The 20,251-nt window shown below is 72.9% G+C and carries 11 protein-coding genes and 1 pseudogene; 3 read left to right on the top strand and 9 right to left on the bottom strand.

Going from position 1 to position 20,251, the window contains the following annotated elements; translation table 11 throughout:
• Positions 1-227: 227 nt before the first annotated feature.
• Positions 228-3,077, bottom strand: a complete 2,850-nt coding sequence (locus KUM03_RS01125; protein ID WP_217244935.1) for an AAA family ATPase — start codon at positions 3,075-3,077, stop codon at positions 228-230.
• A 260-nt stretch (positions 3,078-3,337) separates the two neighbouring features.
• Positions 3,338-4,180 carry a helix-turn-helix transcriptional regulator gene (locus KUM03_RS01130; RefSeq protein ID WP_217244937.1) on the bottom strand — a complete coding sequence of 281 codons (843 nt, stop codon included), beginning with the start codon at positions 4,178-4,180 and terminating at the stop codon, positions 3,338-3,340.
• A 123-nt stretch (positions 4,181-4,303) separates the two neighbouring features.
• Here KUM03_RS01130 and KUM03_RS01135 point away from each other — a divergent pair, with 123 nt between their 5' ends.
• Both KUM03_RS01135 and KUM03_RS01140 read left to right on the top strand, forming a co-directional pair.
• The gene (locus tag KUM03_RS01135) at positions 4,304-5,977 is read left to right on the top strand and encodes an AMP-binding protein (protein ID WP_217244939.1); all 1,674 of its coding nucleotides are present in this window, start codon (positions 4,304-4,306) and stop codon (positions 5,975-5,977) included.
• On the top strand, positions 5,974-7,590 hold the full coding sequence (locus KUM03_RS01140; protein ID WP_217244942.1) for an AMP-binding protein: 1,617 nt from the start codon (positions 5,974-5,976) through the stop codon (positions 7,588-7,590). The genes KUM03_RS01135 and KUM03_RS01140 overlap by 4 nt, the downstream gene beginning before the upstream one ends.
• A gap of 12 nt (positions 7,591-7,602) precedes the next feature.
• On the opposite strand, the gene KUM03_RS01145 is transcribed toward KUM03_RS01140, so the two are convergent.
• The 4 genes from KUM03_RS01145 to KUM03_RS01160 all read right to left on the bottom strand — a co-directional run bounded on the left by KUM03_RS01145 (position 7,603) and on the right by KUM03_RS01160 (position 15,247).
• The gene (locus KUM03_RS01145; RefSeq protein WP_217244943.1) at positions 7,603-8,643 is read right to left on the bottom strand and encodes a hypothetical protein; all 1,041 of its coding nucleotides are present in this window, start codon (positions 8,641-8,643) and stop codon (positions 7,603-7,605) included.
• A gap of 30 nt (positions 8,644-8,673) precedes the next feature.
• Positions 8,674-10,614, bottom strand: a complete 1,941-nt coding sequence (locus KUM03_RS01150) for a DNA/RNA non-specific endonuclease (protein ID WP_308406219.1) — start codon at positions 10,612-10,614, stop codon at positions 8,674-8,676.
• 166 nt (positions 10,615-10,780) lie between these two features.
• Positions 10,781-14,167, bottom strand: a complete 3,387-nt coding sequence (locus tag KUM03_RS01155) for an ALF repeat-containing protein (RefSeq protein ID WP_254398642.1) — start codon at positions 14,165-14,167, stop codon at positions 10,781-10,783.
• Between the two features lie 393 nt (positions 14,168-14,560).
• Positions 14,561-15,247: a hypothetical protein gene (locus KUM03_RS01160; protein WP_217244945.1), complete on the bottom strand. Its 687-nt coding sequence runs from the start codon at positions 15,245-15,247 to the stop codon at positions 14,561-14,563.
• 165 nt (positions 15,248-15,412) lie between these two features.
• On the opposite strand from KUM03_RS01160, the gene gcl reads away from it, so the two are divergent.
• Positions 15,413-17,197 carry a glyoxylate carboligase gene (gcl, locus tag KUM03_RS01165; protein WP_217244947.1) on the top strand — a complete coding sequence of 595 codons (1,785 nt, stop codon included), beginning with the start codon at positions 15,413-15,415 and terminating at the stop codon, positions 17,195-17,197.
• Between the two features lie 76 nt (positions 17,198-17,273).
• Here gcl and KUM03_RS01170 read toward each other — a convergent pair.
• From KUM03_RS01170 to KUM03_RS01180, 3 genes and pseudogenes are all read right to left on the bottom strand, one after another.
• A pseudogene (locus tag KUM03_RS01170) lies at positions 17,274-17,933 on the bottom strand (TIGR04222 domain-containing membrane protein); the annotation flags it as partial.
• A gap of 49 nt (positions 17,934-17,982) precedes the next feature.
• Positions 17,983-18,225, bottom strand: coding sequence for a hypothetical protein (locus KUM03_RS01175; protein ID WP_217244950.1), 243 nt, complete (start codon positions 18,223-18,225; stop codon positions 17,983-17,985).
• Between the two features lie 460 nt (positions 18,226-18,685).
• Complete coding sequence (locus KUM03_RS01180) at positions 18,686-20,149, bottom strand: catalase (protein WP_217244951.1); 1,464 nt, start codon at positions 20,147-20,149, stop codon at positions 18,686-18,688.
• Between the last annotated feature and the right edge of the window lie 102 nt (positions 20,150-20,251).

The following is a 20,251-nucleotide window of genomic DNA, read 5'->3' on the forward strand; positions in this document are numbered from 1 at the left end:
ACGAGCCCGAACATGAGTCTCCTCAAGTTTTGCCGGTGGGGGGTCGCACGGGCGTGGGGGGTTGCACGGGAGTCTCGGGACAGACCCCCGTATGCCCGGGCGAGCGGCACGTGCACACGCTAGAACCGGCGGCGGAGACCACCCAATGAGGGAACCCCCTAGGTGAGCCCGGCAGGGAAAACCCTCGGTCGGCGCGCGCCAAACCCCGGCCGGTCAGCCCCTCCGGGTCACTCCTCCCGCCGGCCCGCCGCCAGTCTGACGATGTCGACCCGGGACCGGATCCCCAGCTTGCGGTAGACCCGGGTCAGCGTCGCCTCGACGGTCTTGACGCTGACGAACAGGCGGCCGGCGATCTCCCGGTTGGTGGCACCCTCCATGACCAGGGCCGCCACCTGACGCTCCATCGAGGCGAGCCCCGCCAGCGCGTCGGGAACGGCGGGCGGCGCCGGGAGCGGCTCGGCCGTCCGGGCCGCCACCGCCGCCTCCACCTGCCGCAGCCAGGGCAGCGCCCGGCAGCGCCGGAACAGCCGGGCAGCCTCGTCGTACGCCCCCGCCCCCGCCCCCGCCCCCGACCCCGCCGCCCGTCCCGGCCGGTCCGCCCGCAGTTCCGCCAGCGCGAAGGCGGCCCGCGCCTCCTCCAGGCCGTAGCCCAGCCCGGCGAGCCGTTCCCGCGCCGACACCAACCGCGTGACGGCGGACCGGTGTTCGCCGCGCGCCGCCCGCACCAGCGCCTCGGCCCGGTCCAGTACCGCGAGCACACTCCCGCGCCCGAGCCGCAGCGCGTGCGCCCGCGTGACCTCGATGACGTCCAGGGCCTCGGCCGGCTCCCCGGTCCGCACCAGCGCCTCGGCGAGGTCGCCCTGCCACCGGCCCCGCGCCGGGTCGGTGATGCCCGCGCCCGCCTCCAGCTCCCGTACCCGGCGCAGCGCCCGCACCGCCGCCTCCGCGTCGCCCGCGACGAGGCTCGCGTGACCCAGCGCGGCCAGCGCCCGCGACAGGTACACGGCGTCGCCGTCCTCCTCGGTCCGCCGCACCGCCTCCCGCGCCAGCGTGACCGCCCGCCGCACGTCCCCGCCGGCCGCCTCGGCGAGCGCGGCCTGCATCGCGCCCGCGCCCTCCCCGATGCCCGCGTCGCGGGCCAGCGTGAGGCTCTCCCGGGACAGTTCCAGGGCCCGGCCGCAGTGCCCGGAGTGCAGCTCGGTCTCGGCCAGGAAGCGCAGGTAGTGGACCTCGCTCTCGGCCATGCCGCGCCGGCGCACCTCGCGCAGCAGCCCGGTGACGGCGGTGCGCGCCTCGGCCAGCCGGTCGTTCATCACCAGCCACCGGAACCGGGAGGAACCGGCCCCGTTGTGATGGCAGGCCACCCGCGGGTCCTGCGGCTCCGCCAGGGCCCGCCCGATGGTCGCCGGGGCGCCCGGATGCCCCATCAGCGTCTCGGCCTGCGCCTGGAACGCCAGCGCGAGCAGCTCGGTGCGCCGGTCCCCGGCCTCGGCCGCCAGCCGGGCGGCGTGCGCGGCCTCCTCGCGGCCCTGCGCGAAGTCGCCCTGCACCACCAGGGAGCGCCACGCCAGCTGGTAGTGGACCAGGGCGAGCAGGCGCGGGTCGTCGCCCGCGTCGGCGAGGGCCTGCGGGAAGGCGGCGTCGACGTCGCCGATCGCCTGCCCGGCGGCCTCGATCACCACCATCCAGGCCCGTACCCGCTCGCCGGGCGCGCCGGCCCGGGTCAGCACCTCACGGGCGATGTCCCGGGCGAGGTCCGGCTCGCCCGCGGTGATCGCGTCCTCGGCGGCCGTGAGCCGGCGCTCGTCCGGGCCCGGTGCGCTGTCCGGCGGGGTGTGCCGGGCCGCGAGCAGCCCCAGCGACGCGGCCACCGACGGCGCCCCGCGGTCCCGGGCCAGCGCGGCGGCCTCGGCCAGCCGGGCCGCCACCTCCGGGTCGGTGCCGGTGGTGGCCAGGGCCAGGTGCCGGGCGCGCTCGATCGGGTCGGAGGCCGCCGTGGACAGCGCGGCGTGCGCGGCCCGCCGCTCCGGCGCCGGCGCCTCCGCGTACAGCGCGGCCGAGATCAGCGGGTGCGCGAACCGTACGGCGGGTCCCTCCGGGTCGGTCGCCAGCAGTCCCAGCGTCGCCGCCTGCGCCGTCTCGGCCTCGGCGTTCTCCCGGCCCGCCGCGTGCAGCAGCGCCGGGGTGGGACGGGCGCCGGCGCTCGCGACCAGGAGGGTGCGGCGCGCCTCGTCCGACAGCATCCCCAGGCGGGTCAGGACCAGGGCGCGCAGCGAGGTCGGCACGGGCAGCGGCTCACCCGGCCGGGGCGGGGTGGGGCTCTCGGCCAGCGCCCGGCCCAGCTCCAGCGCGAACAGGGGGTTGCCGCCGCTGGTGCGGTGGATGTCGCGGACCGTGGAGCGGGGCAGGCCCGAGTAGCCCCGTTCGTCGAGCAGCGCCGACACCTGCGCGCGGGTCAGCGGGCCGAGCCGTACCGCGCGGGTGTCCGGCGGGGACGCGCGCAGGTGGCGGTCGTACTCCGCGCCCTCCGCCCGAGGCTCCTCGGTGCGCACCGCGCACAGCAGCCGTACGGGGGTGTCGCCCAGGCGGCGGGCGGCGAAGCCGAGGAGTTCGGCGCTGGCCGGATCCAGCCACTGCAGGTCGTCGGCGACGACCAGCACGGGTCCCTCGGCGGCGAGGGCGCGCAGGGCGGAGAGCACGGCCAGGCGCAGCGCCAGCCCGTCGCGCTGGAGCGTGGACTCGCCGCGGCCGGTGAGCGCCGACTCCAGGGCGGTGCGCTGGGCGGTGGGCAGGGCGTCGGAGACCTGGTCCAGGACCATGCCCAGGAGGTCGGCGAGGGCGAGGAAGGGGAGGTGGGACTCGGATTCGGTGGCGGAGCACCGCAACACCGTGGGCGTGGTGCGGGCATGTTCCGCGGCCAGCGTCCGCAGCACGGTCGACTTCCCGATTCCGGCGGGCCCGTGCAACAGCACACTTCCGCCCCGGGCGAGCTGCTCGCGCGCCGCGCCGAACGACTCCTCCCGCCCGATGACCAGGTCGGAACGGCGCCCCGCAGACTCCGCGAAGTCCCGTCGCACGGTGACCGCTCCCTCCGCATGTCGTGTCCCGGGCAATGTTAGGCAACGTCCCGTGCCTGACGGCGGGGCGACGAGGTGAGGGAAATAACAAGGCGGCAAAACCGAGTACGGCGTACGGCGAAGGGAGAGCCGACGGGCCATGCCGCGAACGGCACCGAAGCGCTACGGCGTCTTGCCGCGAACGGCACCGCAGCGCTACGGCGTCTCGCCGTGAACGGCGCCACGCCGCGAACGGCGCTGTCCCGCTGCCCGCCACGGCGTCACGGCAGCCGGCCCGACCGGCGCGCGGCGGCGACGGCCTCGCCGCGGGTCCGCGCCCCAAGCTTGCGCATGGCCGAGCGCAGATAGCCCTTGACGGTCTCCGGGCCCACCCCGAGCCGTTCGGCCGCCACCGCGTTCGTCGCCCCCGCCGCCACGCAGGCCAGCACGTCCACCTCGCGCGGCGTCAGCCGCACCTCGGGCGCACCGGGCCCGGTCCCGGGCGCCAGCAGCCCGCACGCCCGCAGCAGCTCGTCCCGCAGCGCCGGGTCGTCGATCCGGGGCGCCAGCGCCCGCAGCGCCGCGTGCGCCTCCCGCACCTGCTCCCAGGCGGCGGCGGAACCCGCGGGCTCGCGCACCGGCTGCGGCCGGGCCGCCGCCAGCAGCTCGCCCGCCTCGTCCCGCAGCACCAGCGACTGCTCCACGTCCCGCGCCACCGCCACGGCCGCGCCCAGCGTGCGCTCGCCCAGCGGCTGGGCCGAACGCAGGGCTCCGTACAGCACGCCGCGCACCCGGCGCCGTACGACCACCGGCACCGCCACCACCGAGCGCAGGCCCTCGGCGGCGACGTGAAGGTCGTACTCGTGGCTGATCTGCCGGGAGACGGAGTAGTCGGTCACCGCGCAGGGCCGCGACAGCGCCACCGCCTTGCCGCCCAGGCCGTTGCCGGAGGTCACCGCCAGGGCGCTGAGCGCGGCCGTCGCGGTGCCGCTCAGCTCGCTGATCCGCACCTGCCGCCGCCCCGACTCAACCAGCCCGCCGAAGGCGACCGGCAGCCCGGTCGTACGCCGCAGCCGCACCAGCGCGCTGCGGATCTCCACCCCGTCGGCCGCGTCCACCGCCACTCGTTCCGCCTTCCCCGCGCCCGTCCCGGGGCGCACACCCCCGTTCGGGGGTAGTGAGACCTGCATCACGGATTACACGATGGCAGAGAGCCGCCCGGCAAGGTCCGGCACGAAGGAGGACAGATGACGACGGCCACGGAGCTGTTCCGCAGCGCACGGGACTTCCTGCTGGAGCACCGCGAGGACTACACCGCCGCCTACGAGGGGTTCACCTGGCCCCGCCCCGAGCACTTCAACTGGGCGCTGGACTGGTTCGACGCCATCGCCGAGGGCAACGGGCGCACCGCGCTGCACATCGCCGAGGAGGACGGCTCCGAGGTCCGGGTCTCCTTCGCCGAGATGTCCGCCCGCTCGAACCGGGTCGCCAACCGGCTGCGCGAGTGGGGCGTCGGTCCCGGGGACCGCATCCTCGTCATGCTCGGCAACCAGGCCGAACTGTGGGAGACCGCGCTCGCCGCGATGAAGCTGCGCGCCGTCGTCATCCCGGCCACCCCGCTGCTCGGCCCCGCCGACCTGCGCGACCGCGTCGACCGGGGCCGGGTGCGGCACGTGATCGTGCGCTCCGAGGACACCGGCAAGTTCGCCGACGTGCCCGGCGACTACACGCGCGTCGCGGTCGGCGGGACGACGGAGCCGGGCTGGCGACCCTACGAGGAGGTGTACACGGCCTCCGACGCCTTCGCCCCCGACGGCCCCACCGCCGCCGGCGACCCGCTGATGCTGTATTTCACCTCGGGCACCACCGCCCGCCCCAAGCTGGTCGAGCACACCCACGTGTCGTACCCCGTCGGGCACCTGGCGACCATGTACTGGATCGGGCTCAAGCCCGGCGACGTGCACCTGAACATCTCCTCGCCCGGCTGGGCCAAGCACGCCTGGTCGAACCTGTTCGCGCCGTGGAACGCCGAGGCGACCGTCTTCCTGTACAACTACACGCGGTTCGACGCGACCCGCCTGATGGCCGAGATGGACCGAGGCGGCGTCACCACCTTCTGCGCCCCGCCGACCGTGTGGCGGATGCTCATCCAGGCCGACCTGGCGCAGCTCGCCACTCCGCCCCGCGAGGTCGTCGCGGCCGGTGAGCCGCTCAACCCCGAGGTGATCGAGCAGGTCCGCCGGGTGTGGGGCCGGACCGTCCGGGACGGCTTCGGCCAGACCGAGACCGCCGTCCAGGTCTCCAACAGCCCCGGCCAGGTGCTGAAGACCGGCTCGATGGGCCGCCCCAGCCCCGGCTACCGCGTCGAACTCCTCGACCCGGTGACCGGCGCGCCCGGTGCCGCCGAGGGCGAGATCGCCCTGGACCTCGCCGAGAGCCCCGTCGGCCTGATGACCGGCTACCACGGCGACCCCGACCGCACGGCGGAGGCGATGGCCGGCGGCTACTACCGCACCGGCGACATCGGCGCCCGCGACGAGGACGGCTACCTCACCTACGTGGGCCGGGCCGACGACGTGTTCAAGGCCAGCGACTACAAGATCAGCCCCTTCGAGCTGGAGAGCGCCCTGCTGGAGCACGAGGCGGTCGCCGAGGCGGCGGTCGTACCGGCCCCGGACGAACTGCGCCTGGCCGTGCCGAAGGCGTACATCGTGCCGGCGGCGGGCTGGGAGCCGGGCCCCGACACCGCGAAGGTGCTGTTCGAGCACTCCCGCCAGACCCTCGCCCCCTACAAGCGCGTCCGGCGCCTGGAGTTCGGCGAGCTGCCCAAGACGGTCTCCGGCAAGATCCGCCGCATCGAACTGCGCGAGGCCACGGCGGCCGGCTCCCAGGACGAGTACCGCGAGGAGGACTTTCGGTGACCGAGCCACAGCAACTCTCCTACGCCCACGGCACCAGCACCACCCCGCTCCTCGGCGACACCGTCGGCGCCAACCTCGACCGCGCCATCGCCGCCCACCCGGGCCGCGAGGCCCTGGTCGACGTACCGTCCGGACGGCGCTGGACCTACGCCGAGTTCGGCGCGGACGTCGACGAGGTGGCGCGCGGGCTGCTGGCGAAGGGCGTCGCCAAGGGCGACCGGGTCGGCATCTGGGCGGTCAACTGCCCCGAGTGGGTCCTCGTCCAGTACGCCACCGCCCGCATTGGCGCGATCATGGTGAACGTCAACCCCGCCTACCGGGCGCACGAGCTGGAGTACGTCCTCAAGCAGTCCGGCATCACCGTGCTGGTCGCCTCCCTCGCCCACAAGAGCAGCGACTACCGGGCGATCGTGGACCAGGTCCGCGGCCGGTGTCCGGAGCTGCGCGAGACCGTCTACATCGGCGACCCGTCCTGGGAGGCGCTGACGGCGGCCGCCGCCTCCGTGCCGCCGGAGCGGCTGACCGCGGCGGCGGCCGGGCTGAGCTGCGACGACCCGGTCAACATCCAGTACACCTCCGGCACGACCGGCTTCCCGAAGGGCGCCACCCTCTCCCACCACAACATCCTCAACAACGGCTACTGGGTGGGCCGTACGGTCGGCTACACCGAGCAGGACCGGGTGTGCCTTCCGGTGCCCTTCTACCACTGCTTCGGCATGGTCATGGGCAACCTGGGCATCACCTCCCACGCCGCCTGCATCGTCATCCCCGCCCCGTCCTTCGATCCGACGGCGACGCTGGAGGCGGTGCAGCGGGAACGGTGCACGTCCCTGTACGGCGTACCGACCATGTTCATCGCGGAACTGAACCACCCGGACTTCGCGTCCTACGACCTCACCTCCCTGCGCACCGGCATCATGGCGGGCTCGCCCTGCCCGGTGGAGGTGATGAAGCGGGTGGTCGCCGAGATGCACATGGCGGAGGTCTCCATCTGCTACGGCATGACCGAGACCTCTCCGGTCTCCCTCCAGACCCGGATGGACGACGACCTCGAACACCGCACCGGCACCGTCGGCCGCGTCCTGCCCCACATCGAGGTGAAGGTCGTCGACCCGGTGACCGGCGTGACCGTGCCGCGCGGCGAGGCCGGTGAACTGCGCACCCGCGGCTACAGCGTGATGCTCGGCTACTGGGACGAGCCCCGGAGGACCGCCGAGGCCATCGACGAGGGCCGCTGGATGCACACCGGGGACCTGGCGGTGATGCGCGAGGACGGCTACGTCGAGATCGTCGGCCGCATCAAGGACATGATCATCCGGGGCGGCGAGAACATCTACCCCCGCGAGGTCGAGGAGTTCCTCTACGGCCATCCGAAGATCGCGGACGTCCAGGTCGTCGGCGTACCGCACGAGCGCTACGGCGAGGAGGTGCTGGCCTGCGTCATCCCGCGCGACGCGGCCGACCCGCTCACCCTGGAGGAACTGCGCGCCTACTGCGCGGACCGGCTGGCCCACTACAAGGTGCCCAGCCGCCTGCAGCTCCTCGACACCTTCCCGATGACCGTCTCGGGGAAGGTACGCAAGGTGGAGCTGAGGCAGCGGTACGGCGGCTGACGGGCCCGGCCCTCACTGGATGAGTTCGAGGTGCGGGTGGTCCGCGGACACCGGGCAGGCGTGGAGCTGCAGGCTGTGGCCGCCGGCGATGACGGTACGGGTGTAGTTGGCCGGCGGAACACCGGGGGGAAGCGGGTCGCGGGCCCCGTCCCCTTCGGGGGCCCAGCTCTCGGTGCCGCTGTTCCATTCGGTCGAGGCGATGGTCAGCAGCGGCTCCAGCCCCGCGCCGCACGCGGAGCAGGTCCGGGGCACGGGATCGGTGAGACCCCACCGGGACCAGCCTCCCACCTTCCAACCGGGGGAGACGGACAGCTTGTTCGTGTAGAACGAGTCCGGGGCCACGGCGTAGGAGGCGTCCACCGCCGCTCCGGCCGCCTGCCACCTGTCCCAGTCCGCCAGCTGCTCCTGGAGTTCCTTGCCCAGCTCCGGGAAACCGGGGTACTCGGTGACTTCCTCGGGCGAGAGCAGGCACGGCTGGGGAAGGTAGCCGGGGAACTCGACCGCGGGCGGTTCGGGGGGTGCTTCGAGGACATCGGTGACCGTGGCGGCGGACCGCCAGAACAGCGCGGTCCTGGGGTGCTCCGGGTGGTCGAAGGGACACCACAGCACCTGGAGCAGATCGGCCTCGACCTGCCCGGGCGGGCGCAGCGAGGGGATGTCCCGCAGGTACAGCTGGGCCACGGGCAGCATGGCGATCGGCCCTCCGGGCCACGGCTGGTCGCCGTCGGCCAGGTCCTCGAACGCCCAGTCGTCGGCCTCGTGCTCGTCGTACTCGTCGTGGTCGTCCTGTCGCGTGCCCGGCGCCACGATGCCCCGGTCCTCCCGCTCCCCTTCCAGGGAGAAGGCGGCGCCCACCTGGTCGCAGGTGTGCGGGCCCTCGCAGAACGGCCAGGGTTCGTCGGCGGGCCACAGCAGCGGCCCGCCGACCGAACTGTCGTGCCGGGAGGGCGACCCGGCCCGAGGGTGCAGCCGGGTCGCCGTGCGCGCCAGGGGGGCCAGTTGAGGGAAGAGCGCGGTGACGACGAGCGGCCGCGGCGGGGTGGTGCGACTCATACTGGCTCCCGGTGGCGTGAATCGGCTGGTTTAGTTTCCGAGGTTGTACTTCCCGGTCTTGCCCTTGGTGTTGGGAATGTAGACGTCGGGGAACAGCGGCTGCGACGTTCCGTCCGCCCGCTGGATGGTAGCGGTCATCGTGACCCCCATCGGGATCGTGCTGGTGGCGTCCTGGTAGTCGGGCGTGACCTGGTACAGGATCGCGTCGTTCGGTCCGAAGGCGCTGTTGGCCACCGCCTTCTGGGCCGCGAACTCGTAGGTTCGCATGCTGGGTGTTCCGGTGTTCATGCCCACCTGCCAGCACGGGGTGAGGTTGTCCGGACCGCCGTCCGTGCGCCCGCCCTTTCCGCCGAGGATGTTGGCGATCAGGTGACACCGGGCGAGCCCGGTCGTGGGGAAGTGCTGGTCGCGGTACAGCCGTGCGTCCTCCCAGCCGGTGATGTCCCCCTCGGCGTCGCTGCCCGTGCCGAGCTGCTTGCCGATGCACGCCTGGGCCGTGGACGCCCGGGTACCCGCCGGACCGAGCGGGTTGGTGGTCTTGTTGGTGTGTGGGACCGGTTCGGTGGTGTTCTTGATCCACCCGTTGCCGGAAGGCAGTGCCCCGGTCGACCAGTTCTTGAGGCAGTCGCCCTGCGGCTCGGGTGCCGACGCGGTGATGTTCACCATGAACTGCTCGGCCTCCAGCACTCGCTGGTTCGCGAAGCCGTCGGAGAGCTGCTGCTCGGCGGACCGGTTGTCCGCGAGCGGGACGTGGGCGCGCACGCAAGGGCTGCCGGTGCCGCCGTCCAGTACGTAGACGTCCCACCCTCCGCTGCTGTAGTTGGGGATGACCTCGGTGCACTGAGCGCCGTCGGTTCCTCCTTCGTGGGTGGCCGCGAAGGGGAACTCGCCGCAGCTGTCGCCCGGGATGTCCGTCCGGGCCTGGAACGGCTTCGAACTCCCGCTTCCGCAGGTCCTGCTCGTGCGGTCGGCGATGCCGCTCTTCGCCCGGGTCAGCGGCTTGTCACGGCCCCAGCCGTCGGCGAGGTTCCGCTGCGCCCACAGGTAGGCGCCCGCCGCGGCACTCGAGCTCGACGTCGCGCTCATGTCGACGACCGCCATGTACGAGGGCACGACGCAGCCGGGACCGGGCGTGCCGGTGGAACTGGTGGTGTCACGGACGGCGTCGTCGCAGCGGATCTTCCTCGGGTTGCTCCATGAGGCGTTCGGGTCCGTGATCTGGGCGCCGGGAGAGGTGACGTACAGCTGGTAGGATGTCGTGAACTCGGCCGCCTTCCCGGCGCCCGGGGAGGAGGAGTAGGTCACGTAGCCGTTGACGGACTTGCCCTTGACCAGGTCGCCTCCCCACCACGGGGCGGGCTTGGTCACCTTGCAGCCGGTCGTGCACGCGGCTCTGAGTTTCGCGGTCAGGGACGTGACGGCCCCGGTCGCGCCGGTCATGGCCACCGTGACGTACTCGTTCCACTTCGGTTTCGCGAGTTCGGCGGGCAGGAGGGCACTCGTCGCGACGCTCAGCGTGCCGGTGCCCAGCTGCTTCCCGGTGCTGTCCTTGAGCACGTACAGCACGGTCAGGCCACTCACGCAGTAGCCGAAGCGGCTGTAGTTCCACTGCCCGGGGTTGGTGATCTCGCAGGTGGCCTCGTTGGCGGCGGCGGCCGGGGCCGACTGCTGCGCGGCGGCGAGGGGCTGCCGGCCGGTTCGCGTCACCGGCGTGGTGCTCATGGTGACGCAGGCCTCCACCGCACCCGCCCTGCGCTCGCGGGAGCCGGCCGGCGTGGGCCGGCAGTGCTCCCCGGGAGTCACCGGGACCGGCTCGGTCTCGACGGGGGCGGAGGTGTCCGGCAGGTCGGCGAGGTCGATCCGGTCGACCTGGCGCCCGAGCTGCTCCGGCGCCTTCGGCGTCTCCTGCGCCGGGGCCATGGCCGTCGTGGTGGCGCCCAGCGCCATGACGGCCAGCAGGGAGAGGACCACGCGCCGGGACCGGGTTGCTCGGGCCGCCCGGGAGCGCCGTGGTCGCGGCGGTCTGAAGCGCGGTATTCGGGACGACGGTCTCATCGTGCGACTGTCCTTTCAGGGGTGACGGGCCGGCCGTCATGGCCGGCCCGTCGTCCGTCAACTGCCGGGAAGCGCAGGCCGGTCAGGCCGCGAGGACGTAGATGATGTCGGAGACGAGCTCCTTGCCCTCCTCGGCGACCTTGCTGATCACCGGCTTCGCCTTGTTGATGACCGGCTTCAGCAGGCTGCCCCGGCCGAGGGTGGCCAGGTTCAGGGCGGACATCCCCAGGGAGCTGATGAACTCACCGCTGGTGAAGCCGTACTCGATGCCGGTGAAGAGCGTGCCCAGCCCGCCGGCGACCACGGACACCCCGGCGAAGAACGCCGCGCCCACCGCCAGCGGGGGGAAGGCCAGGGAGGCCAGACCGAGACCGGCGGCGATCAGACCCGACGCGGTGCTGACCGTGTTGGCGGCGTCGGCCCACCAGCCGGCGTCCGACCACCAGTCCTCCTTCTCCTCACCGGTGCCGTTCGGGTTCACCTGGTCGTTCTTCTCGTTGTCGGCCGGGTTCCTCCCCTCCTCGCGCTGACGCTGCGCCTCCTCGGCGGCCTCCTGGGCCGCCTGCCTGACCTCGGCCTCGCGCTTCTGCACCTCGATGCGGCGCGCCTCACTGGCCGCCGCCGCGGCGGTGGCCTTGTCCCTGCCCGCCTCCAGCGCGGACTGGCGGGCACTCGCGGCGGAGGCCTGGGCGTTGTAGGCGGACTGCTGTGCCGAACGGGCCGCGTCGATGGCCTTGTTCGCGGAGTAGTTCGCCGACCGGGAGGCGTTGCGCGCGGTCGCCGCCGCCGACGTGGCCCGGTTCGCCGAGGCCTGTGCCGCCGCCGCCGACTTGTCCGCGGCGGCGGCGTTGTTCTTCGCCTGGTCGGCGTAGTCGTCCGCCGTGCTCGCCGCGTCGACCGCCTTGTCGGCCCACTCCTGGGCCTCGCTCGCGGCCTCGCGGGCGTTCGCCGCCGCCTTGGACGCCAGCGCCGCGTTCTCCTGCGCCTTGTAGGCGATCTTGGCCGCGGCCGCGATCGCCCCGCGGACCGCCGCGACGTGGGTGGCCGAGTCGTGGTCGAGCTGCGCCGCCTTGTACTGCACCTTCTGCACGAAGTTCCGGCGCATCCAGGTGGGGCCCTCCAGAGCCACCTCCCCGTGGGACTTGACGTACTCGCCCCCGTTGGCGATCGCCGTGGCGGTGGCCACCGCGTCGTCCTCCCGCATGGCCTCGGGGTAGGTGCGGTCGAAGAAGTCCTGAAGTGCCTCCGGGGTGTTCTTGTCCAGCGCGTCGTTGGCCGCCCGGACGACCGCCTTGCCCGGGTTCTGGCCGATGATGCGGGAGATCTGCACCCGGTTGTCGTCCTGCGAGGCCCGGATCACTCCCGAGGTGAGGAAGTCGCCCACCGCCGTGGAAGTGGAGCTCGCCAGCGCCGTGTGGGCCGCCTCCGCGATGGCGGGGCTGGATATCTGGGCGATGTAGAGGACGGTTTCGCGGTCGTCCTGGTGCTGGGCGAGGGCCCGGTCGAGGTCGATCCAGGAGAGCACCTCGTTGTCGCCGCCGGCCAGCGCGAACCGGGCCGCCTCCCGCGTCCACGAGCCCTTGGCCTCCAGCAGGCCGGTGGCGGCCCGGCGTCCCAGCGTGACGGCGAGCGGCAGGTCACCGGTCTCGTACAGGGCCTTCTCCGCCGCCGCGATGAGGTCCTTGACGGCCTGCTCGGTCTGCTCCTCCTGCTTCCTCTTGTCCTCGAACTCGGCCTGTTCCTCGGCCTCGATCCGGGACAGCAGCCGGGCCTCGTCCATGGCCTGCAGCTTGTCCTGCTCCAGACGGGCCAGTTCCGCCTCCCGGGCGGCCTTCTCCACCGCCAACGCGTCCTCGACCGCCTTGGTGGCGTTGTTCGCCGCCTCCAAGGCCTTGGCCGCGTGCGCGGTGGACTTGTTGGCGTAGTCGACGGCCTGACCCGCGTACTTCACCGCCTCCTCGGCAGCCTCGGCCGCGTTCTCCGCGTGTGTGGCGGCGGAGTTGGCGGCGTCGCGTGCCGTGCGTGCCGCGGCGGCGGCGGTGTTCGCGAGGGCCTGGGCGGTGGAGGCGGCGTTGGTGGCGCGGTTGGCGGCGGTCGTCGCGATCGAGGCCTGGCGCTTGGCCTCGGCGGCCTCGGACTGCGCGGCGCCGGAGGCCGCTGCGGCCTGCGCGGCGGCGTTGGCGGCCGCGGCGGAGTTCCGGGCGGCGTTGGCGGCCGAGTGGCCGGCGTTCGCGGCCTGCGCGGTGGCGGCCGCGGCGTAGTCGGCGGCCTTGGCCGCGGACCGGGCCTTCGCGGCCCCGTTGCGGGCGGCGATCGCCGCGTTCTTGGCCGCCTCGGTGTTGTCGGCGTCCCGCGAGGCGGCGATGGCGGCGTTGTAGGCGCGCGAGGCGGCGTTGCCGGCTGTCGCGGCCGCCTGGGACGCCGCCGCCGCGGCCCAGGAGGCACGGCGCGAGGCGGTCACGGCGGCGTTGGAGGCGGCGATGGCGTTGCGGGCGGCGTTCGCCGCGCCCTTGGCGGCGCTCGCCGCCTTGCGGGCCGCCGCGGCGGACCTCTTCACGTCCTCCTTGGCGGCGGCCGCCTCCGCGACGGCCTTCTCGGCGGCTTCCTTGGCCTTCGCGGCGGCGGTCTCGGCGCGCGCGGCGGCCTCGACGGCCTGGTCGGTCTGCGCCTGAGCCCGCTTGCCCTCCCGTTCGACGACCGCGACGAGTTCCGCGATGGTGGCCGACTCCTGGTCCCGCGCCCGGGCGATGTGCTGGCCGGTGTCGAGGAACCACTCGATGTCCGTCGCCGTGCCGCTCAGGGCCCGGCCCGCGTACTTGCGCACCTCGGGCCCGGCGTCGACCAGCATCGCGGTGACCTGGACCCTGGCGTCCTCCAGGCGGGCCTCGTACTGGCCGTCGACGAGGAACGCCTCGAGCGCCTCCCGGGTGCCGCTCTCCAGAGCGGCCGAGGCCTCCCGCCGGACGGCCCTCTCACCGCTCGCCAGCACGGTGGACGTCGCCACGCTCAGGTCCTCGAGCAGCGCGTCCTTGAACCCCTCGTCCAGGAAGGCCGCGATGGCGGCGTCCCCGTTGTCGAGGGCGGTGCCCGCCTCGCGGCGCAGACCCTTGCCGGAGCGGGCGAGGTACCGGGTGACGGCGACCCGGTTGTCCTCCGTCCTGACCCTGGGCAGGGTCTCGGTGAGGAACGCCTGGACCTCGGCGTCGGTGCCGTGGAGCACGTACTCCGCCGCCGCCCTGGTGGCCCGGCCGCCGGTCAGCCAGGCCTTGACCACCTTCGCGCGGTCGGTGTCCGGCAGAGTGAGCGAGTCGGCCGGGTCCGCGTCCGCGGCCGAGGCGCGCGTGGGCAGGGCGAGCGACAAGGGAGTGGAGGCCACGGCGGCCACGGCGGCGGCCGTCGTCAGGAGCCGTCTGCGGCTCCAGAACATCGTCTGCATAAGAAGGTCGTCCTCGTCGTCTGTGGTGAGCAACAGCGAATGTGAGTTCGAGCTGAACCCATTCAAGGGGGCCGCGAATGGGAAATCAATGTCACCGGGAGGGAGTTGAGGAAGTGTCAGGTGCGCGGGGCGGCCGCACCGCCGGCTCTGCATGAGACCTTCACATTTGGGCGCACAACCTTCCCGGAAGATGGCGGAAGTCACACGCCTTCTTCAAGTGAGGCCCGCTTTGCGGTACTTCAGGCGGTGGACGCGACCGCCGGGTGGGCGGTCTCATGGCAGGGACCAGCGAAACCGGTACCTCGAACGCCGGCGATTTCCGGAAGGTCTTCGACGAATTCGGGGCAGGGGGAATTCGAGGGCGGCTTCACGGCGATCGACGGTGGTGAATAGCCCGGCGGTCGTTTCCGGGCGGTATTCCGAGTTTCAGCCGGCCGTGGCGTCCAGCGCCACGGCCGGCGCGTTGACGGGGCGCGGCACACCGGCCGGGTCGAGGACGAAGAGCGGCACGCCCAGCAGGTCGGCGCGGGCGCGGGCCTGCTCGGCGTACCCGGCCAGGGAGAAGTAGACGGGGGCGGCGGACTCCGCCATGGCCGTCAGCCACAGGCACTCCACGTCCCGCGCCGAGGCCGGGCCCACCGTCGGGTCCACCTGGACCACGAGGCCGGGCGCGGCCAGCCCGATGCCGGCCACGGGCCGCTGGTCGGCGCGCCGGACGTCCCGGTGCCCCAGCCCGCGCAGATACAGCACCGCGGCGGTGACCGCGTCGCGCGCGGTACGGATCGGCACGGACCGGTGGGCCGGCACCCGGGAACCCGGCGTGCGCCCGGACCGCCCCGCGGCCGCCGGGTCCACCGGCACGCGCAGCACCGTCCCGCACGGACAGCCCAGCTCCGGGCGCGGCCACCGGCTCTGCGCCCCGCAGGCCGCGCAGCGCAACCCGATCCACTCCTCGTCCCAGCTCCGGTGAGTGACGGGGGTGGCGGCCCGGCACGGATCGAGCTCGGGGGTGACGGGCTCCCCGCACGCACAGGGGTACGACGGTGCCGTGTAGCGGTGCCGGCGCCCGCAGGCGGTGCAGCACACCGAGACGGTCTCGGACATGACGCCCATCGTCCTCCCTTGACGGCCTTCGGCTGCCCACTTACATTACTTCCAGATCGTAGAAATCAATTTCCATCATACGGAAAACTGGAAATTCTCAGTAAGTCGCTACGGAAGAGCTCACCGCGGGGCGCGACGGGAGTGCGAATCCGACAGCCGAAGCAGGAGTACTCGATGGCTCGTATGACCGCTGCCCGAGCGGCAGTTGAGATCCTCAAGCGCGAGGGCGTCACCGACGCGTTCGGTGTGCCGGGCGCGGCGATCAACCCCTTCTACGCGGCGCTCAAGGCCTCCGGCGGCGTCAACCACACCCTCGCCCGGCACGTCGAGGGCGCCTCGCACATGGCCGAGGGCTACACCCGCACCCACCCGGGCAACATCGGCGTCTGCATCGGCACCTCCGGGCCGGCCGGCACCGACATGATCACCGGCCTCTACTCGGCGATCGGCGACTCGATCCCGATCCTGTGCATCACCGGCCAGGCGCCGACCGCGGTGATCCACAAGGAGGACTTCCAGGCCGTCGACATCGCCTCCATCGCCAAGCCGGTCACCAAGATGGCGGTGACCGTCCTGGAGGCCGCACAGGTCCCCGGCGTCTTCCAGCAGGCCTTCCACCTGATGCGCTCCGGCCGCCCCGGCCCGGTCCTGATCGACCTGCCGATCGACGTCCAGATGACGGAGATCGAGTTCGACCCGGAGACCTACGAGCCGCTGCCGGTCTACCGCCCGGTCGCCAGCCGCGCCCAGATCGAGAAGGCCATCGGCCTGCTCAACGCCTCCGAGCGCCCGCTGATCGTGGCCGGCGGCGGTGTCATCAACGCCGACGCCGCCGACCTCCTCGTCGAGTTCGCCGAGCTGACCGGCACCCCGGTCGTGCCCACCCTGATGGGCTGGGGCCTGCTGCCCGACGACCACGAGCTGAACGCCGGCATGGTCGGCCTCCAGACCTCGCACCGCTACGGCAACGCGACCTTCCTGGAGTCGGACTTCGTCCTCGGCATCGGCAACCGCTGGGCCAACCGCCACACCGGCAAGCTGGACGTCTACACCGCCGGCCGCAAGTTCGTCCACGTCGACGTCGAGCCGACCCAGATCGGCAAGATCTTCGCCCCGGACTACGGCATCGCCTCCGACGCCAAGGCCGCGCTGGAGCTGTTCGTCGAGGTCGCCAAGGAGCTGAAGGCGGCCGGCAAGCTGCCCGACCGCACCGCGTGGTCCGCCTCCGCCCAGGAGCGCAAGGCCACCCTCCAGCGCCGTACGCACTTCGACGACATCCCGATCAAGCCGCAGCGCGTCTACGAGGAGATGAACAAGGCCTTCGGCCCGGAGACCCGGTACGTCTCCACCATCGGCCTCTCGCAGATCGCCGGCGCCCAGATGCTGCACGTCTACCGCCCGCGGCACTGGATCAACTGCGGCCAGGCCGGCCCGCTCGGCTGGACCGTCCCGGCCGCGCTCGGCGTCGCCAAGGCCGACCCGGAGGCCCAGGTCGTGGCGCTCTCCGGCGACTACGACTTCCAGTTCATGATCGAGGAACTGGCCGTCGGCGCGCAGCACAAGATCCCCTACGTGCACGTCCTGGTCAACAACTCCTACCTGGGCCTGATCCGCCAGGCGCAGCGGGCGTTCGACATCGACTTCCAGGTCAAGCTGGAGTTCGAGAACATCAACTCGCCCGAGCTGGGCGTCTACGGCGTCGACCACGTCAAGGTCGCCGAGGGCCTGGGCTGCAAGGCGATCCGGGTCACCGACCCGAACGAGCTGGGCGCGGCCCTGGAGCAGGCCAAGAAGCTCGCCGCCGAGCACCAGGTGCCGGTCGTCGTCGAGGCGATCCTGGAGCGCATCACCAACATCTCCATGTCGGGCACCAACGACATCAGCAACGTCATGGAGTTCGAGGAGCTGGCGACCGAGCCGGGGCACGCCCCGACGGCCGTCAAGACGCTGAAGGTCTGACCCGTACCGGAAGCAACGAGGGCGGTCCGTCATCCGACGGGCCGCCCTCGCGCATGTCCGGGACCGGTCGGTCCGCTCAGTCCCCGCCGCCACCGCCTCCGCCGCCCGAGCCACAGCCGCCCGAGTGGTCCCCGTGGCCCGTGCCCCAGCCGCCCGAGACCGAGTCCTCGTACGCGTCGCGCCACCTCAGGAACCTGCCCCGGCCCAGCGAGAAGCGCACTCCTTCGGCCGGGGCGCCCCGGTCCATCAGCCCGGCGCGCAGCGCGAAGCGCGGCAGGAGCAGGCGCAGGGCGGCGTCGCCGTGCAGGGCGACCGCGAGCAGCGTGTCGTCGTCCGACAGCCCGTGCCGGACCGCCGGCAGCGGGTACCGCTCCCGCCAGAACGCCACGCGCCGGCGGGCGCCGCGGGTCGGCCCCAGACCGGGGTAGCGCAGCAGCCCGTCCTCCGCGAGCGGAATGCGCGCCAGGGCCAGCGCGAGGCGCGTATCCGGGTGCCGGACCAGCTCCCGCGCGGTGAGCGGCTCGCGCAGACAGTCCAGGAGGGTCCCCTCGAAGGGTCCCAGTCCGTCCGGTTCCGGCCCCGTCGCGCACAGCGTCCTGCGCGGGCCGGTCTCGACGGCGCCCCGCAGGTGCAGGGCGACCACCGCCACCGTGACGGCGGCTCGCGGCCCGCCGCCCAGCAGCGCGACCTCGTACGGCTCCCACCCGGTCCCCGTGCCACCGTCCATCGCCTCACCCCCGTGTGTCCGGGGATGTGCCCGCCGGCGGGGACGCCTACGCCCGCTTTCAGTCCTCGTGGTGCGCGTGCAGCCCCGGCCAGTCGTCCGGGCCGCCGCCCTGCCACTCGACCAGGTCGCTCTCCTCGACGTCGGTCACGTACAGGTCGGCCAGCCGCAGCAGCTCGGCGACGTCGTCGGTGTGCGAGGCGACACCGAGGGTCTCGTCGCCGGAGGTGACCCGGCGCGATCCGTCCAGGGCGGGGGCGTGGACGACGATGTGCGGATGCTCGGATGGGTGTGCCGTTGCCATGCCTCCAGGCTGCTGCGCGGGCCGGGAATCCGCACCCGGTGAAGTCCGGGAATCGCGGGCAAACGCCGAGAAGCGCCGGATGCGGGACCGTCCGCATCCGGCGCTTCTCAGCCGGTGAAGGTCTTCACGTGATGTCACGTCATATCACGTGGTGTCCGTCCGACAGCGCGAGGCTGGGCGCGACAGGTCGTTCGCGCCGCCGGACGGAGTTTTCGGGGCCCCTGCGAAGGGGCGGGTGGCTGGGACCGCGGCGGTGCGACGGGTCCGGGACGCCGCTCCCCTCAGGTCGTAGGAGAAGCGTCCGGGCCTTTCACCACCGCACTGGCTCGCAGGCCGCCGCGGTCCTCGCCCTGCCCGTGCCGGCCCCGGGCGGCCACCCCTCATCCGGGCCGCTCCGGTGCCTTCACGGGCCGCGCACGGTCCCGGCCTCCCCGCCGGGGTCCGTACGCGAGCTGGTGGATCAGTCCTCGCGCAGGGCGCGGACCGCCTCCTCCACGCGCTTGCCGTACTCCGTGTCGGCAGCGTGGAAGTGCGCGAGGTTCTTCTCGACCACGTCGTTGCGGGAGACCTGGGACAGGCCGCCGGCGATGTTCGCGATCAGGCGCTTCTTCTCGTCCTCGGACATCAGGCGGTACAGCTCACCGGCCTGGAAGAAGTCGTCGTCCTTGGTGTGCTGCGGGGCCTCGTGGGTGCCGGTGTGGCCGGACACCGCGAGCGGGGCGGCCAGCGGGCGGCCGGTCTCGACCGGGCCGTCGTACGAGTTCGGCTCGTAGTTCTTGGCGCCGCGGCCCTGCGAGTTGGCGGCCATCAGGCCGTCGCGGCCGTAGTTGTCCGCGCCGCCGGGCACGGCCTTCGGGGCGTTGACCGCGAGCTGGGTGTGGTTGACGCCCAGGCGGTAGCGGTGCGCGTCCGCGTAGGCGAACAGGCGGCCCTGGAGCATCTTGTCGGGGGAGGGGCCGATGCCCGGAACGAAGTTGTTCGGGGAGAACGCGGCCTGCTCGACCTCGGCGAAGACGTTGTCCGGGTTGCGGTCCAGCACCAGCCGGCCCACGCGCTTGAGCGGGTAGTCGGCGTGCGGCCACACCTTGGTCACGTCGAACGGGTTGAAGCGGTAGTTCGCCGCGTCGGCCACCGGCATCAGCTGCACGTGCAGCGTCCAGGACGGGTAGACGCCCCGCTCGATGGCCTGCACCAGGTCCGTCTGGTGCGAGGTCGGGTCCTCGCCCGCGAGCTTCGCGGCCTCGTCGGCGGTCAGGCAGCGGATGCCCTGGTCCGTCTTGAAGTGGTACTTGACGAAGTACGACTCGCCCTTGGCGTTCGTCCACTGGTAGGTGTGCGAGCCGAAGCCGTCCATGTGGCGGTAGGACGCCGGGATGCCGCGGTCGCCCATCAGCCAGGTGATCTGGTGCGTGGCCTCGGGGGAGTGCGCCCAGAAGTCGAAGACGTTGTCCGGCTCCTGGCGGCCCGAGAACGGGTCGCGCTTCTGCGAGTGGATGAAGTCGGGGAACTTGATCGGGTCCTTGATGAAGAACACCGGGGTGTTGTTGCCGACGAGGTCGTAGTTGCCCTCTTCGGTGTAGAACTTCAGCGCGAAGCCGCGCGGGTCGCGGACCGCGTCCGCACCGCCGAGCGAGTCGGCCACGGTGGAGAAGCGCAGGAAGACCTCGGTGCGCTTGCCGACGGTGTTCAGGAAGTCGGCGTGCGTGTAGTCGGTGACGTCGTCGGTCACCTCGAAGTGGCCGTAGGCACCGGAGCCGCGGGCGTGCACCACGCGCTCCGGGATGCGCTCGCGGTTGAAGCGGGCCAGCTTCTCGATGAGGTGCTGGTCCTGGATCAGGAGGGGGCCGCCGATGCCGGCGGAGGCGGAGTTCTGGTTGTCGGCGACCGGGGCGCCGGACTCTGTCGTGAGCACGCGCTGCGACATCGGGGACCTTCCGTGCGAGGGGTCAGCGGAAAACTGTTTCCGCTTCGTGGAGCCTAAGTTCGGGTGACATGCACGTCAACAGTTTGTTGAAGTGGTTCCGGG

The organism is Streptomyces sp. AC602_WCS936 (assembly GCF_019049125.1).
GTDB lineage: Bacteria > Actinomycetota > Actinomycetes > Streptomycetales > Streptomycetaceae > Streptomyces.

Coding starts and splice junctions, on each gene's coding strand:
- KUM03_RS01135 (WP_217244939.1), top strand. CDS start 4,304: ATGACGACGGCCACGGAGCTGTTCCGCAGCGCACGGGACTTCCTGCTG.
- KUM03_RS01145 (WP_217244943.1), bottom strand. CDS start 8,643: ATGAGTCGCACCACCCCGCCGCGGCCGCTCGTCGTCACCGCGCTCTTC.
- KUM03_RS01160 (WP_217244945.1), bottom strand. CDS start 15,247: ATGGGCGTCATGTCCGAGACCGTCTCGGTGTGCTGCACCGCCTGCGGG.
- gcl (WP_217244947.1), top strand. CDS start 15,413: ATGGCTCGTATGACCGCTGCCCGAGCGGCAGTTGAGATCCTCAAGCGC.
- KUM03_RS01175 (WP_217244950.1), bottom strand. CDS start 18,225: ATGGCAACGGCACACCCATCCGAGCATCCGCACATCGTCGTCCACGCC.
- KUM03_RS01180 (WP_217244951.1), bottom strand. CDS start 20,149: ATGTCGCAGCGCGTGCTCACGACAGAGTCCGGCGCCCCGGTCGCCGAC.